At 37.6% G+C, this 16,328-nt stretch carries 11 protein-coding genes; 8 read left to right on the top strand and 3 right to left on the bottom strand.

Annotated elements, in window-relative coordinates:
* Nucleotides 1-383: 383 nt before the first annotated feature.
* Nucleotides 384-1,232, bottom strand: coding sequence for a copper amine oxidase N-terminal domain-containing protein (locus MHB44_RS11685; RefSeq protein WP_341299282.1), 849 nt, complete (start codon nt 1,230-1,232; stop codon nt 384-386).
* A 495-nt stretch (nt 1,233-1,727) separates the two neighbouring features.
* Here MHB44_RS11685 and MHB44_RS11680 point away from each other — a divergent pair, with 495 nt between their 5' ends.
* The 6 genes from MHB44_RS11680 to MHB44_RS11655 all read left to right on the top strand — a co-directional run bounded on the left by MHB44_RS11680 (nt 1,728) and on the right by MHB44_RS11655 (nt 10,279).
* A complete protein-coding gene (locus MHB44_RS11680; protein WP_341299281.1) occupies nt 1,728-2,231 on the top strand; it encodes a hydroxymyristoyl-ACP dehydratase in 504 nt (167 codons plus the stop codon).
* Between the two features lie 60 nt (nt 2,232-2,291).
* The gene (locus MHB44_RS11675; RefSeq protein WP_341299280.1) at nt 2,292-3,035 is read left to right on the top strand and encodes a polysaccharide deacetylase family protein; all 744 of its coding nucleotides are present in this window, start codon (nt 2,292-2,294) and stop codon (nt 3,033-3,035) included.
* A gap of 313 nt (nt 3,036-3,348) precedes the next feature.
* Nucleotides 3,349-4,860: a S41 family peptidase gene (locus tag MHB44_RS11670; RefSeq protein ID WP_341302964.1), complete on the top strand. Its 1,512-nt coding sequence runs from the start codon at nt 3,349-3,351 to the stop codon at nt 4,858-4,860.
* Nucleotides 4,861-4,927: 67 nt separating this feature from the next.
* A complete protein-coding gene (locus MHB44_RS11665) occupies nt 4,928-5,830 on the top strand; it encodes a CobW family GTP-binding protein (RefSeq protein ID WP_341299279.1) in 903 nt (300 codons plus the stop codon).
* A 336-nt stretch (nt 5,831-6,166) separates the two neighbouring features.
* Nucleotides 6,167-6,832: a CAP domain-containing protein gene (locus tag MHB44_RS11660; protein WP_341299278.1), complete on the top strand. Its 666-nt coding sequence runs from the start codon at nt 6,167-6,169 to the stop codon at nt 6,830-6,832.
* 489 nt (nt 6,833-7,321) lie between these two features.
* Entirely contained in the window at nt 7,322-10,279 is a 2,958-nt protein-coding gene (locus tag MHB44_RS11655; RefSeq protein ID WP_341299277.1) for an EAL domain-containing protein, read from the top strand.
* Nucleotides 10,280-10,329: 50 nt separating this feature from the next.
* Here the strand turns inward: MHB44_RS11655 and MHB44_RS11650 are convergent, their stop codons facing one another.
* Nucleotides 10,330-11,676 (bottom strand): MATE family efflux transporter, encoded by a 1,347-nt coding sequence (locus tag MHB44_RS11650; protein WP_341299276.1) that lies wholly within the window; start codon nt 11,674-11,676, stop codon nt 10,330-10,332.
* Between the two features lie 166 nt (nt 11,677-11,842).
* Between MHB44_RS11650 and MHB44_RS11645 the strand changes: the two genes are divergently transcribed.
* Nucleotides 11,843-12,919 (top strand): undecaprenyldiphospho-muramoylpentapeptide beta-N-acetylglucosaminyltransferase, encoded by a 1,077-nt coding sequence (locus MHB44_RS11645; RefSeq protein WP_341299275.1) that lies wholly within the window; start codon nt 11,843-11,845, stop codon nt 12,917-12,919.
* A 69-nt stretch (nt 12,920-12,988) separates the two neighbouring features.
* Here MHB44_RS11645 and MHB44_RS11640 read toward each other — a convergent pair whose 3' ends face one another.
* Nucleotides 12,989-13,537, bottom strand: a complete 549-nt coding sequence (locus MHB44_RS11640) for a GNAT family protein (protein ID WP_341299274.1) — start codon at nt 13,535-13,537, stop codon at nt 12,989-12,991.
* Between the two features lie 685 nt (nt 13,538-14,222).
* Here MHB44_RS11640 and MHB44_RS11635 point away from each other — a divergent pair.
* Nucleotides 14,223-16,250, top strand: coding sequence for a PAS domain S-box protein (locus MHB44_RS11635; protein WP_341299273.1), 2,028 nt, complete (start codon nt 14,223-14,225; stop codon nt 16,248-16,250).
* The last annotated feature ends 78 nt before the right edge of the window (nt 16,251-16,328 follow it).

Here is a 16,328-nt window from a genome sequence, read left to right as displayed (position 1 = left end):
AGAACGATGATTTTTTTGATACTTGATTATTTTGATTATATATGCTGTTAATTAGATTTATTGTTATATAATTACAAATTAAACTATTTTTGTGATGCAAGAGTAATCGCAATTCTGTGAAGATAACTTTAATTAAAGTTAATTTTTTAGTTTATGTTGCTTAAAATTTTTCTAAGTTATTTTGATAATGTCGTTATGAAGCTATTGTTTGCGGTGTTATCTAGGATATGCTGAATCTCCTTAATTTCTTTTTCCGTAAGTAGATACTATGAAATTGTGGAGAAGGAATATTTGGTAGGGGAAGGTGATATAATTCGTAGATACTAAGTTTAAGAAGAACACCGCTGTTGATGTGTTCTTCTCAAAGCTTGCTCGTTAATTTATTAAGCCACTGTGTTACTAATAACCGTGTTAAAGCCGTTTTTTATGGCATTCTGAATAAGTTGGCTAATCGATTGTACACCTTTTTCTGTAAATATATACCATTTATTCGCGCTTACATCATGAAGCAATAAGGCGGGGGAACCCTCTAACAGTTCAACAGGAAATCCTTTATTTAAAGAATAAATATCAAATTGCTGAACGCTTTTACCCTCAATGCTTTGAAAATCGTATTGACCAGTTTTAGAATAAGACCCTGGCTGCGCAATACTAGGCTGCCAAGAATAGTCAGCAGGAGCTGCTACGGGATGGCCTGGCTGTTCTTGGAATATTTTGTGAATTTCTTTTATATAAGCATTGCCTTTAATATCCTGTACCACTCCACCCATTGTCATATGGTATTCATAACGAAGAGCTTGAATTTTTACATTGTCAAGGAGTAACGGTTCATTCGTGATATAAACAAGGCCATTGCTGTAATGAACTTGACTCCCAAATGTTTCAGCAATAAAACGAATCGGTACAAAGGCGCGATTATTTTTTAAGAATGGCTGTACATCCAATTGCTCTGGGTGACCATTTTTAATGATTGTACGACTGCTCAGCTTTAATTGGACTGTCACCTTATCTAGGGTAAGGGTAATGGTTGCGTCCTGCCAGTGAACTTGAGCACCTAAATTTTCACTAATCACGCGAAGAGGCACCATTGTTCGGTTATTTTTAACTTCAGGAGCTATGTCAGATTTTACAAGCACGTCATCCATTTTAATTTGAATGGCTGCTGCATCAGCAGGAGTCATTATCAATAGCAATATACATGCTGCAAAAATACCTATGAATAGTTTTTTCATAATTCGAAACCTCCTTTTATCGGAATTGTACCATATGAACCTACTATTTCCATGCTTGAAAAGGAGTAATTATTTACGATAAAGTTGAAGGAAATGGATTAACGAATGCTTATGTTGATTTGAAAAGGGCTTATATGTACAAGATCATAAGCGATTTTTGCTCGCATATAGGGGAGCTATTTTACAGTAAAAGAGGCGATTGATTAGCATTATCGAGAAGGATAGCACTTGATATAACAGAAAGAATTCACATAAGTTCATAGATTTTGAATAAGGCTAAGCGGACACCATATCCGATATAGACACAGGCAAATGAGAACTGCCTTAAAGATTTTTTCACCAATAAAGCTCGTTATTATCATGAATGAAATGGTTAAAGCTAACAATTCACTATAAATGGGGAAGAACAAGTGAAAATAGCAAGGGCATATCCTCCCTTTATTCTTTCATATAGTATAGTAAGAGAAAGGATATCACAAGGAAAGGATGGGAGGCTTGAGACATATAAATATCATTAGTATGGCTAATAAAAAAGAGCTGCTAAGACCTGAACAGATATTGGATAAAGAGTTCTGTGATCAATTTATCCAAAAAATTCATAAAAATATTTTGGATAAAAAGCTTCACCATGATGTTTATATGTCTTATTTTGTGATTTTTCAACAGCGTTATACGATAAAGGAACTAGACTATATCGTTGACCGTTTGAAGCATCAAGCCGAGGAATTACTGCGATTAAAACCTATTTTTATTTTATTAAGTGGTGTTATTTTATCCCTTATCACATTCCTTGCTGCTGTGATGAGTAAGCTGCTAGTAGAGGTTTCATTGATACAAATAGTAGCATTAGCTGTAGTAAGCTTAAGCGTTGCTATTCTTGCCATTTCATATAAAGTTGAGAAAGAATATAAGAAAGCCCAGGCTGTTATTAATTTACTGAATTATTATATCCTCATCTATCCTACATACAGCCAGACGATTAATAAAACTGAATTTTAGGCATCATTTAATAAAATCCTCAAATAATAAAGTACAAAAATTATTTGGGGATGTGAAGTTGTGAAAAAATTTACGCTATTTTTACTGCCGATTTGTCTGATCACCACGTTGTTTTTTTATAGTAAAGTAAGCTCTTCTGAAAATAAAGGAAGAAAATATTATGAAGAAGCAGGTCAAATTTTATGGGAAATCCAAACCGAGGAAAAAATTATTGCTTTGACCTTTGATGATGGACCACATCGTATCTATACACAGGCTGTTCTTGATGTTTTGCAAAAGCATAATGCCAAAGCAACCTTTTTTATTGTCGGTCAAAATGCGCAAAAAAATCCTGAGATTATTGCAAGAATGTATGAAGAAGGGCATGAATTAGCCAATCACACCTTTACACATCCTTTAAAAACAACGGTGCCAAATTTAATGAAAGAAATTCAACAAACCGATGAAGTCATTGCTGAAATTAGTGGCTATCGACCAACACTATTTCGGCCAGTAGAGGGCCAATATACAGATGCTATGATTGAGGCGATAACAAAAGAGGGCTATAAGGTGGTCATGTGGTCTTGGCATTTGGATACACTTGATTGGAAAAGCCCTGGTGTGTATCGCATTGTACAGACAGTGCTAAAAGGTGTAAAGGCAGGAAATATTGTGTTATTTCATGATGGTGGTGGCAATCGAGCGCAAACTGTGAAGGCCTTAGAGCAAATTCTTCCAGAGCTAAAAAAACAGGGCTATCAATTTGTCACTGTTTCGGAATTACTGGAGGTACAAAATACTAATAAAAAAATGGAAAAGAAATAATAGTGTTGAAGCCACCTCTTTCAACACTATTTTTATTCCTGTGCAACTTTTCACAGTACTTGTACGTTATACTCTTATAGGTTTTCTATGATTCTTTGGATTTTTAGTTGACTGCTACTAGGAAACGAGTAAAATGAAAAGGCAGTATCCTTATGTACCTATGCTTAAATGGAAGAATAGACGATGAAAGCGTGATAACACAAGGTCTGTCAAGAAATTGTGACAGTCTTTTTCTTTTCGTCTTCTTGATAACCTGTTAAGATGGTAGTAGTGTGACAAGAAGTTAGTGTAAATGAGAGTGGTGACAATCAAGATGGATGAACAGAAAAAAGATCGTATAGAGCAACAAGAGCCAACAGAAGCTGAAGTAAAACCAGCGGGGCAATTTATACAATTAAAACCGTTTAAATTTATTATGTTGATGTTCTTTACAATTTTGATTACTGCAGGGTTAACGATTTTTGCGTTAACATTTGGTGATAAAAAGGTAGTGGAAGTAAAGGTTCCTGTTGAACGTGCAGAATTTACAAAATTATATGAGGCTTTTGATTTACTAAAAAATAAATATTACCAAGATGTTGATGATGAAAAAGTAGTCGACGGTGCAATTAATGGGATGTTTGATGCACTAGGCGATCCATACTCCGACTTCATGGTTAAGGAAGAAGCTGACCAGTTTAACTCTGGTTTATCCTCTAGCTTCCAAGGAATAGGTGCGGAAATTCAAGAGCGTAATGGTAATATTACGGTTGTATCACCCATCAAAAATTCTCCTGCTGAAAAGGCGGGCTTATTACCAAAAGATATTATCTTAACAGTGGATGGTAAAAGCATTCAAGGCTTTAGTGCAACAGAGGCCGTAGCACTTATTCGCGGGGAGAAAGGGACACCTGTAAAGTTAACGGTAAAACGTGGAGAAAATACAGAGCCTATTCAGATGACGATTGTTCGTGATGACATTCCAGTTGAGACGGTTTACGGTGAGCTGCTTGATAACAATATTGCCCATATTCAAATTACATCATTTAGTGAGGATACGGCAAAAGAGCTTGAAACAATTCTTGCTGAGTATGAAGGCAAAGGCATGAAGGGCATTGTTTTAGATTTACGTCAAAATCCTGGTGGGTACTTAAATGCAGCTGTGGATATTTCGAATTTATTTGTACCAGAGGGCAAAGCGATTGTGCAGGTACAAGAAAAAGGTGAAGAACCACAAATTACAAATGCAATAGCAGGTAAAAAATATAATCTACCAGTAACTGTTCTTGTCGATAATGGCAGTGCTTCTGCCTCTGAAATTTTAGCAGGTGCACTAAAGGAATCGGTCGGTGCAAAGGTTGTTGGAGAAACATCCTTTGGTAAAGGAACTGTCCAAAATGTAACACCATTAAAAGATGGCTCGAATTTGAAATTCACAACAGGTAAATGGTTAACACCGAATGGCAACTGGATTAATGAAAAAGGAATTGAGCCTGATGTCAAAGTGGCGTACCCATCCTATGCTTCCTTACCATACTTAAATGCTTCTTTAGAGATGAAGGAAGGTATGCAGTCTGAATCCATCAAGGCAGCAGAGGAAATGCTACAGGTACTAGGGTACGAGCCTGGTGAAATCGATGGTATTTTTGATAACAATACAGAGCATGCTGTAGAACAACTACAAGCAGCGAATAATCTTGAACAAACAGGTATTTTAACAGGTAATACAACGTATGCATTAATGGATGCTTTACGTGCGAAAATGAAAGCGGATGATCCACAGTTATTAAAAGCGAAAGAGCTTCTTATAGGAACAGCCGAAAAAACGGAGGAAACAACAAACTAACAGTGTAGCTGTCGCAGCAGTCGTCTTTTACGGCATGTGCGACAGCTTTTTTATAGGAGGAAACAGAATGAAAGATGTATACTTATTTAGTGGCTTTTTAGGGAGTGGCAAAACATCGATGCTGACAGATGTCATTCGCCAGCTAAAAGAAAAGAAATTAAAGCCTGCTGTTATAATGAATGAGCTAGGAAAGCTGCCATTTGATTCACAAGCAGTGGAGAAGGATATCCCACTTAAGGAGATGCTAGAGGGCTGTATTTGCTGTTCAGGCGCCGAAAAAACAGAGGCTCAAATTCAATCTCTTCTATTAGATAGTGATTTTGATGTGTTAATTATCGAAACAACGGGTGCTGCCCATCCTGTGGAAGCATTGGATGCGGTGTATTCCCCGCTTTTTGCCGATCAATTGAATGTGAAAGGGATCGTGACAGTCGTGGATACAAAGCTATGGCTGGATCGTCAGTCACTGACACCCCAAGTGCGCTCGTTATTTATGGAACAGATTCGTCATGCGCACTTATTGCTAGCAAATAAAATGGATTTATTAACAGAGGCAGAGCAGGGACAGGCGATTTACGAGCTACAGGGATTAAATTCACATGCCTTTATTTTGCAGACAACAAATGGACGAGTGCCATTAAAGTTATTAGAGGATTTAAAGACAACAGCCCAGGTGGCTAAAAAGGATATTATCCAAGCACCAATTAGCGCTATGCAGCTTGGTTCACGCTTAGTAGAGTTTACAGGCAAGGAATTTACACAGGAGCAGTTTGAGGAGTGGGTTCGTACATTGCCTCATACGGTTTATCGTATGAAGGGCTATGTGCCGATTGAGGGCATTAAAAACCCAATGCTATTTCAATATGCCTATGGTATGGTGCAATGGCTACCTGAATATCTCAACATGCCAGCCAAGCTTGTGGTGATTGGTGAGAATATAGACAATTTACCTATTATCGGTTTTAATTGAATAAAAAACCAGCCTGCGAATGTACATTTACGCAGGCTTTTTTATATTTATGTAACATGAATGTAACACAAATGTAATATTAGCGCGGCTAGAGGCTTGATTGTATATGAATAAAATATGCATTTTATTGGTGGTTATTTGCTAGTTTAAGAGGGGTGTCAACACTCTTTTAAACGTAAGTATTTCATAGATTGGTGAAATCTACTAAAAAATAGTGTGAAACAATGCCGATTTTTCGCGCATTTTTTGGTGGACTGGCGCAGTTGGTAGATGTTGGTGAGATTTTAACGAAAATTATCCTTTACGATTAGTGGCAGACAAGGAGGAATTGCAAACATGAAAAAAACACTTACTGCAATTTGTGCAACATTTCTTTTAGCAGCTCCAATTCAATTCGCATCAGCTGCTGCCAATACATCAGAGGAGAATGCTGTACAGCCATCAACGAACTGCAACGTTTCTTATTATAAATGGTCTAATCATCATAAGTGGTCGATAAAACAACCACAGCCATCAACACCATCTAAAGAAGTACCAAATGCGACGCAGCCATCAACGCCATCTAAAGAAGTACCAAATACGACACAGCCAACACCGCCAGCTACTACTACACCATCAACAGATGTCAATGCATTTGAGCAAGAGGTAGTAACATTAACAAACGCTGAACGTACAAAAGCTGGTTTATCACCACTTCAAACAGATGCACCACTAATGGCGGCAGCTCGTGAAAAATCACAAGATATGCAAAAAAATAAGTATTTCTCTCATACAAGCCCAACATTCGGTTCACCATTTGACCGCATGAAGGCTTTAGGCATTCAGTATAAAGCGGCAGGAGAGAACATTGCTCAAGGTCAGCGTTCACCACAAGAAGTTGTTAAAGCGTGGATGGATTCACCAGGTCACCGTGCCAATATTTTAAATGCGAAATTTACGCATATTGGTGTGGGCTATGTTCAATCAGGTAACTACTGGACACAACAATTTATTCAAAAATAATAATAGATTTATCAAGGATGCCCTCGCAATTTTAGCGGGGCATCTTTTTTGATGCGTAGGTGGCGGTTATAGAGTAGAGCCGCTATCCGTTAATGATGGGGTTCTATCCATTAAAGTAGTGATTTAATCCACCGATTGAAGCGTTCTATCCGCCAGATGAGGTAAATGGCTAAATAGAAAACTTCAATCCATCAGAATAGCAGCTCTATCCGTCAAAGTATCGATTCAATCCGCTGATTGGCACGTTCTATCCACGAAATGAAGCGCTTCCCTGAATAGGGAGCCTTTCTCCATGAGTGTATTATTTTCATCAGTCACTTTAGCAACCCAATCTATCACCTTAGTTGTTCTATTCGCCAGTTGAGCCAAGATGCTATTCTATAACGCTTCTATCCTAAAATAAAAAATAGAAAAATAGGAGTTTTTAATCTATAATTTTAGGGAATTACTAAATTAGTAGTAGGTAAAAAGTATGGAGAGGTGAGAGGGATGAAACGGTCGAATCGATTAAAGCAGTTTTTTTCAAAAGAAGTGGTTGCACAGCCAGTTGCATTAGACACAGTTCAGGATTCTCAATTATTTGCCTATGCCTTATCCTTTGCAAAATACCATCCCGATATGATGATTGTCTTTGCGGCGGATGGTGAGATGATTTATGTGAATCAAGAGGCGCTTTACCAACTCTTGCAGTATCAACCGAACCATGCAGAGGACTTTAAGCAGATTTTCTCAGCGACAGATTATAAGCGTTTAAAACGGGCCTTTAATCAAACACTACAAGGGCAATCAACAAAGCTGGAAATTAAAAGTCTTCAGCATCAAGGGCGTCATCTTAGCCTTACTCTCACATTTATTCCAATTAAAAATAATGAGGAGCAAGCGGAAGGCATTTATTTAATCGTTGAAGATATGTCCACCTATGAGGCGATGAAGCATCAATTATTGCTTCATGAAAAGCATTTAAACTATGCCCAGCAAATTGCTGCGGTCGGAAGCTGGGAGTATTTTATTCAACATGATAAGCTTTATTGCTCAGATAATTTTTATCATATTTTCGGCTTTGACCGTTCGGAAAACGAGAGCATTCGCCAGCCATTTCAATTGATCCATCCAGAGGACTATGAAAGAACGTCTAAGGCCTTTGATGCGGCTTGTAATGGTATAAATTTTGACAGTGAATTTCGGATTTATCATGGTAAAACGGATGAACTACGCTATTTACAGGCAGCAGCGGAGGTGATTTGGAAGGATCAAAAGCCCTTTAAAATGATTGGTGTTGTTAAAGACCATACATCCTTTAAGCGAATGGAGCAAACGCTTAATGATACACTCACAAACTATCATGATATTTTTAATAATTTAGATGCAGGGGTTTGGATGAGGAATTCGATTCGTGGGAATATGCTTTTTGCTTCAAAAGGGCTTGAAGGAATTTTAGGGATTCCATTAGAGACGCTTTATGAAGACTCAGAGGCTTGGATTAACTTGATTCATCCTGCACATCGTGAGGAGGTCTTAGCCTATTCCGACCATCTTGCATTAGGGCAAAGCTATCAGGTTATCTATCGGATTATCACCGAGGATCAAACAATAAAATGGCTGCTGGAGCAAATTGTCCCGCGACTGGATCAGCAGGGGGATGTCAATCATATTTTTGGCTTAGTCACAGATATTACAACTGAAATTGAGCGGAAGGAACAATTGAATTACTTGGTGTACTATGATGAGCTTACAGGCTTGCCCAATCAGCTTAGCCTGCATAATAAGCTTGACACTTTATGTACAGCAGACGATCAATTTGCCCTTTTATATATGTCGATCAACCGCTTCCATGTTGTGCATCATGCGCTTGGTTTACAAATTGGTGATGAATTGCTGCGAGTGGTGACGAATTGTTGCGCAACAGTGTTAGATGATCATAGCTATATGGCACGACTAGATCACCAGCATTTTGTTATTATTATTAAAAAATATAGTAGTAAACAAACTATTTATGCGCTAGCAAGTCGGCTGTTAAAAGTCTTTGATACAGCCCTTATCGTTAAAGACTATCAGCTCCATGTATCTGCAAACATTGGTATTGTTTTTTATCCAGAAGACGGCTCAAGAGGAAATATTTTATTAGAAAATGGCTATGCTGCTTTGTGCTATGCGCAGCAGCAGGGGCGCAATAATTTTCATATCCATGCCATTACAGAAGATATTACCTCTTATAAGCAATATGTGCTAAATCGGGATATGCGACAGGCTTTGCTAAATGGGGAGTTTGAACTTTATTTTCAACCATTAGTAGAACCGCAGAAAGGTATTATATATGGTGCGGAGGCATTAATTCGCTGGCATCATAAAGAATGGGGTCTCGTATCACCTGGTGAATTTATTCCATTAGCGGAAGAAAATCATATGATTCATATTATTACTGATTGGGTGATTAAAAAGACGTGTACATTATTACAAGAATGGCAGCAGCAAGGCTATGTACTACGCACCATTGGCATTAATATTTCACCTATTCATCTAGTGAAAAAAGGATTTGTAGAATTTGTGCAGGAGCAAATAAGTATCCATGCTATTAAGGCAGACTATTTAGAGTTTGTGATTTCAGAAAATGCCATGCTTAAAAATAGTAAAAGTGTGCGGAATATCCTACAAGCGTTACAGGAACTCGGTATCAAGATTGCCATTGATGATTTTGGCGCAGGTTATTCCTCATTAGAATCGTTAAGAACGTTTCGACCAACAACGATTCATATTTATGAGGCATTTATTCGTCAACTTCGCCATGACCGTCCCATCGAAAATGGGCTGATTTCCACAACGATTTATTTAACAAAAATGCTTGGTATTCAGGTAGTAGCGAAGGGTGTTGAAAGCTATGACCAATTTCTCTTTTTAAAGCAGCAGGAATGTAACTATATCCAAGGCAGTATTTATACAGAGGCGGTTCCTGCCAAGGCGTTTGAAAAAATGCTGGCACGAGGCTTTTTAACACCACAGAAAGTGAGCCCGAAAAAGAAGCCAGCTGTTGAACGACGCAAATATTATCGTTTCCCTTTTCCAGCCTACGTAAAGGGCTCTATGACGATTATTGAAATGAATCAGCAAAAAATTAATATTGGCCATACACCGATTTTAATTGAAAATATTAGCTTAGGTGGAATGAAAATTCGTTCGACGTTAAAGCTACCGATTAACCAAACGATGAAATTCAAATTTAGCTTTGTGCTAATGGACCAAGCCTTTCATATTGAGGGGACATTTAGATGGACATTGGAGGAGCGCTATCAAATCTATTCTTACGGTGTGGCATTTCAATTAAAGCCTGAAGATGAGGGAAAGCTAGCGCCGATTATTAATCGAATGACGGCGTTGCATAATCAGCATAAAAAAATTAAAGGAACGCCGTTTATCTATGAGGATATTGAAGCGTTTTTTAATAAAGAATAGGACATAAAAAATCGCCTTCTCCCTTTTTATGGAGCGAGGCGATTTTATTGTTAAATAGTCACTCTTTTTTGCACAATAAGTAGACGCATAAAAAGGGTGATCGCACCTGCTGTTAACCCTGCCACAAGCCCAATCCAGTAACCAAATGGGCCAAAATCAGTATGGATGGCGAGGACATAGCCTACAGGCAGGCCAATAACCCAATATGAAATAATCGCCATAATAAAGGTAATCATCACATCTTTATAGCCCCTTAAAGCCCCCTGTACAGGTGCTTGGATCGCATCAGATAACTGGAAAATGGCTGCGTACACTAAAAAATGCACTGCATATTCAAGTACAATATCATCGGCTGTATACATCTGGGCAATCGGTTCACGCAAGATGAATAAAATACAAGCAGAAATAAAGCTAAATAAAATAGCTGTTGCTATACATAGATAGCTATACGTACGCGCATCTCGCATACGGCCAGCCCCAACCTCAAAGCCCACTAATATCGTGACACCCATCGAAATACTAAGCGGCACCATGTAAAGTAAAGATGTAAAATTTAAAGCGATTTGATGGGCTGCGATGATGGCTGTACTAAAATTACTCATCATCATTGTTACCGCAGAAAAAATACTGGTTTCGGCAAATAATGAAATACCAATTGGTACACCAATCAGTAAAATTTCCTTCCAGCGTAGCCATTCCAGCTTCGGCCATTGATGGAACAAATGGAAGCGTTCAAATGGTACGCGTTTTGCAATAATCCATACAGTGATAAAGAAAATAAGCCAGTAGGTAATGGCTGTTGCCACACCAGCCCCGATGCCACCAAGCTCAGGCAACCCAAATTTCCCGAAAATAAATAGATAGTTTAGGATAATATTAATAGGTGTTGTCAGCATGGTAATCATCATTGTAACACGCGTTCGACCAAGTGCATCAATAAAGCAACGCATGACAAAAAATAAAAATAATGGCACAAGACCAGCGCACATCGCCTGAATGTAGCTTTTGGCAATACGATGGACAGCAGGCTCTAAGCTCATTTTGCTAAGAATCCAATCAATGCTAAGAAACAGGGAGATAAAAATAATGATGGCAAGCGTAATCGCTACATAAATACCTTGCTGGACAGCCTTTTTAGCATCCATTTCTTTCTTTGCTCCCACTAGCTGTGAGACAATAGGTGTAATGGCAAGAAGAATGCCTGATAGACCTGTGTAGATGGGCATCCAAATGGAGGAGCCAATGGATACCCCAGCTAAATCAGCCGTACCATAGCGACTTGACATTAAAATATCAAAAAATGAAATTAAATAAATAGCTATTTGCGTCACTAAAATAGGTACAATCATTTTTAACAATAATGTATATTTCTCTTTGATGGTGGATGTTTGATACATAGTTTAAACTTCCTTTATGAACATAATGAAAAAGTATAGCATATTTAATAGAGTGAGAGGCTGAAATTTTCATGCTTCATCTATATCTTTTCATTCGCATATAGTAAAATAGAAGACTGAAAGTAGTACCTGACTACGATGGCTTTTACGGAATAGGAGAATTTGTGTGAAACAACAAACAATCATTTTAACCGGTGGTGGGACAGCTGGTCATGTATCGTTAAATCAAGCGATACTCCCGTCCTTACTTGAACAAGGTTATGATGTCCATTATATTGGCTCAGATGAAGGGATCGAAAAAGAATTAATTGGCGAGGCATTCCCGCATGTCCCATTTTATGGAATTGCTAGTGGGAAGCTCCGTCGTTATTTCTCAATGAAAAATTTTACAGATCCGTTTAAAGTGCTTGCTGGCGTGATGCAGGCCTTTCGCATTATAAAAAAAGTAAAGCCCCAAGTAATATTTTCAAAGGGTGGCTTTGTTTCTGTTCCTGTTGTGATGGCGGCTAAGCTTGCAAGTGTGCCAGTTGTGATCCATGAATCAGATGTAACACCAGGCTTAGCAAATAAAATTGCGCTGCCTTTTGCCTCTCATGTTTTCACGATTTTTGAGGAAACATTAAAGCATTTGCCGCAGGAAAAGGCAACATGCACAGGTTCTATTATTCGCCCAGAGCTATTTAAGGGAGAAAAGGCAAGGGGGCTATCTTTCTGTGGCTTTACAACATTAAAGCCTGTTTTATTGGTAATGGGGGGAAGCTTAGGCTCTGTCGTATTGAATGAGGCATTGCGTAAAAATTTACCAGAGCTATTAAAGCAGTTTTATATTATTCATTTATGTGGAAAAGGGCACTATGATCAGGCATTGGCTGCAATGCCAGGCTATAAGCAGTTTGAATATGTAACGACAGAATTGCCTGATTTACTACATGCTGCTGATTTTATTGTGTCACGTGCAGGCTCCAACTCCATTTTTGAATTTTTAGCACTGCATAAGCCAATGCTATTAGTGCCGCTATCTGCACAAAAAAGTCGTGGCGACCAAATTTTAAATGCTAATTTATTTAAAAAACAAGGCTATGCAGAGGTACTGCAGGAGGAAGAGCTGACAAAAGAATCATTTTTGAAGTCCGTTTATACATTGACGGAGCGTGAGGTGGAAATGGTGGCAACGATGGAGCAAACGCCAAAGCCAAAAACGCCAGATGAAATGGCAGCGCTTATTTTACATTATAAGAAATAAATATTGCTGTAAAATAAACAGAAGCTATATGGCATAAATAACCTATAGCTTCTGCTTTATAAAAATTACTTACATTGCTTGTTCTTCGTCCTCCTGCATGGTATGTGCAGTTGTCAGATAGAATAAATCTTTAGGAATTTTAAATAAATTAAATTGCGCTTCGCCGCTATTCACCTGTGCTAGTAATGTTGGATGACTTTCATTGGCCTCTACCACATAAGGTAGCTTTAATGCAGCACGCTGTGATTTTATATTTTCAACTCGAATTCGAAGAAATACCGTATGGAAATGATAGTCAAAAAATAATTCATTCAGAAACAGCAATTTTGCTTTCTGATTATAACCTTGACCTTGATATGGGACGCCAATCCATGTTCCTAAGAAGCCAGCACCATTTTCAATATCATGAATGCTAATAGTGCCGATTGGTTGACCCCAGTCATCTGTAATGGTTCTTGAGATAGCGAGATTTCGCGCTTCCTCCTCAATCAGTTGCTTTGTCATAAACCAGTACTCATCGGCTGATGTGGCTTTTTGGCGGACAAAAGGGAATACAGAAGGGTGTGATAATAGTTCATAAAGCTCTGTGCATTCATGCAGGTCTCGATGTCTAAGCATACGAAACGCCTCCTTTACTAGGGTAGTTATACAATTCCTTTAACACATAAAGAAGAAAACTAATATTCGTACTGGAATTAAAACCCAAAGAACTAGACGTTATAACTATGATATTCCATAATCTCCCGCTGTCTTACTGATTTTACCATACCGAAAAAAAGGTAGTTTTTTAAATATAATATATCAAACAAGCTACTTCATGCAATATTTTTGCTCGAAAAAACTAAAATTTAAGTTTAAAAGTCAGTAAATTCTGATAAATAGCGAATGCTGTCAGTTGTCTTTGTTTACAAATTTCATCTATATAATTGTTAGCTCGCTGTACAGATAGGCGGCACTGCTGACAGACAACAGGATCTTAGCCTTCATTTTCCCTGTTTAATAAAGTTAAAACATGTCAATATTTCATCTGTAACATTGTCGACAATATGATTGCTTTTTGATTTTAAGACTAGCTGATTATATTTATCTACTATCTAATTATTTATATATTTCTTTAGTAATATATTATTTTTTCCAATAGAGGCGATATAGCAAAAGTATCCTCAAGAGGATTTAATTTCTCTTATTCTTTGAAAGGTAATTTTTTAATTTTATGTTATAATAGTAATGTTGATTTTTAGATAAATAAGCTAAATAGTAATATTTTGAGTATGATAGCATGGTTTTTTCTGGGGGTGACAGTATGGAGTATCTTTTAAGCGAAGATTTTTTTAATGAATTATTCATTGGTAAGGATTTTGTTTTTCTTATGAAAAAAGTAGGGGATGATTATCAATATATTCGCTTAAACCAAGCAGCTCAAGAACTGTTATCAAATGAAGCGATTGGAAAAATGCTTTCCAGTGTTATGTCAAATCATTATTTTTCAACGATTCAGAAAAGCTATCATCAAGCGATTAGCGAGCATAGTCAGGTCGACTATGTAGATTATGCATATGTGCAGTCAGAGGTTCGTAAATACGAAACGACTGTTAGACCATTGCGCTATAAAAACGATGATTATATTTTAGCGATTATGAAGGAAATTTGTTATGGTCGCAGCATTGAAGATAAATTTTTATTTATGCAGTCCATACTTGATCACGCCTTTTTCTCAACCGTAATGTTATCGGCTGAAGGGATGATCTATGAAGTAAATGCAAGATTTATGAAAGATTTTCACTTGGACCATGCAAGTGTAAAGCAACAGCTATTAATGGATTTACCGATTGTTCCAAAGGATGAGGCACCTAAAATCAAGCTGTATATACAAAAGGCAGCTAGGGGAGAAACTGTTAGCGAAAAGCTTATTAAGCTGTATACATTAGATGGCGAGGAGCGCATGTATTTATTCTCCTTATCACCAGTGAGGCAGGATGATCATTCATTTGCGATTTTTTTAATTATGCAGGATTGCACACAGAATGCGCTTCAAAAGGCAGAATTGCGCTCAAAGTCACATGGACTAGAGGTTTTTAAGTCTGCCTTAAATTCAGCAACAGCCATTGCTCTGCTAGACCATGAAGGTACTGTGATCGAGGTAAGCGAGATGTTTTTACGTGCTTCTGGTTACACAGCAGCAGAATTAATCGGTCAGCCCTATGATATTATTGAACCCCGCCATCACTCCAGTAATTTTTTACAAATAATTGTTGAACAGCTTGATGCAGGAGAAATGTGGCAAGGGGAGCTTTGCTATCGCACTAAATATCATGCGGATTATTGGGTAGAGGCAACCATTGTTCCGTTGAAAAATGAATCTGGTGAATTAGAGCAAATTTTAAGCATTAACTATGATATTACAGATAAAAAAAGAATGTTTACAGAATTAAAAAATATTGAACGTACGTTCCGACTGATCACTGAAAATACCAATGATTTAATTGTTATTACAAATGAGGATGGCATCATTATTTATGCGTCTCCATCTTGTCGTCTTTACTTAGGCTATGAAAATGTAGAATTGCAGGGGCAGTTTTATAGTGATATTGTCGATGAAGAAAGTAAGAACGCATGGCAAACCTTTTTAAATAATTTTACAGGTCAAACGGATACACAATTTGAGCTATTATTAAAAGCAAAAGATGGCACTCTTATTTGGACAGAAAGTAATGTAACGGTCGTGCATGACCCTGAACGTGAAAAGGTGTCACAAATTATGATGATTTCTCGGGAGATTACGCATCGTAAGGAAAGAGAAAATGATTTATTATATTTAGCTTACCATGATTCATTAACACAATTGCCAAACAGACGCTTTCTTCAAAAGGAATTTCCAAAAATAGTGGCTGAGGCACAGGTCAATCAGACATCTGTAGCAATGCTTTATATAGATGGGGATGATTTTAAAGAGGTCAATGATCGCTATGGTCATGAGACAGGTGACGCGTTTATTCAGCGATTTGGTCATGCATTAAGCAAAACGATTCGCAGTCATGATATGGTGATTCGAATGGGCGGCGATGAGTTTATCGTATTGCTAACAGGCTTAACAAGAGACCAAGAGAAAAGACATGAGCAAATGATGCATATTATTCATCGCATTCGTGGCGATTTAGCAGAGGGCTGGATCATTGATGGCCATCATTTTACACCAACCGCTTCAATGGGGATTTCCTATTATCCAGACCATGCCCAAACATTAGAGGTGTTAATGGATTTAGCTGATCAAGCGCTATATAAATCAAAGGAATCTGGCAAAAATAATCTTTCTATTTCAGAAACACATTAAAAGTCTGTCTTACAAGTAGCTACTTGTAAGACAGACTTTTTGTTTAATGATATGCTATAACAAGATGAGGGATGTTAT

Source organism: Lysinibacillus sp. FSL H8-0500, from assembly GCF_038051955.1.
Classification (GTDB): Bacteria; Bacillota; Bacilli; order Bacillales_A; family Planococcaceae; genus Lysinibacillus; species Lysinibacillus macroides.
The sequence above is the reverse complement of the archived record's forward strand: the minus strand, read 5'-3'. Positions and strand labels throughout refer to the sequence as shown.

What these genes read in the sequence shown, in the direction of transcription:
- MHB44_RS11650 (WP_341299276.1), bottom strand. Translation starts at nt 11,676, where the DNA reads ATGTATCAAACATCCACCATCAAAGAGAAATATACATTATTGTTAAAA.
- MHB44_RS11640 (WP_341299274.1), bottom strand. Translation starts at nt 13,537, where the DNA reads ATGCTTAGACATCGAGACCTGCATGAATGCACAGAGCTTTATGAACTA.
- MHB44_RS11635 (WP_341299273.1), top strand. Translation starts at nt 14,223, where the DNA reads ATGGAGTATCTTTTAAGCGAAGATTTTTTTAATGAATTATTCATTGGT.
- MHB44_RS11660 (WP_341299278.1), top strand. Translation starts at nt 6,167, where the DNA reads ATGAAAAAAACACTTACTGCAATTTGTGCAACATTTCTTTTAGCAGCT.
- MHB44_RS11670 (WP_341302964.1), top strand. Translation starts at nt 3,349, where the DNA reads ATGGATGAACAGAAAAAAGATCGTATAGAGCAACAAGAGCCAACAGAA.
- MHB44_RS11665 (WP_341299279.1), top strand. Translation starts at nt 4,928, where the DNA reads ATGAAAGATGTATACTTATTTAGTGGCTTTTTAGGGAGTGGCAAAACA.
- MHB44_RS11685 (WP_341299282.1), bottom strand. Translation starts at nt 1,232, where the DNA reads ATGAAAAAACTATTCATAGGTATTTTTGCAGCATGTATATTGCTATTG.
- MHB44_RS11655 (WP_341299277.1), top strand. Translation starts at nt 7,322, where the DNA reads ATGAAACGGTCGAATCGATTAAAGCAGTTTTTTTCAAAAGAAGTGGTT.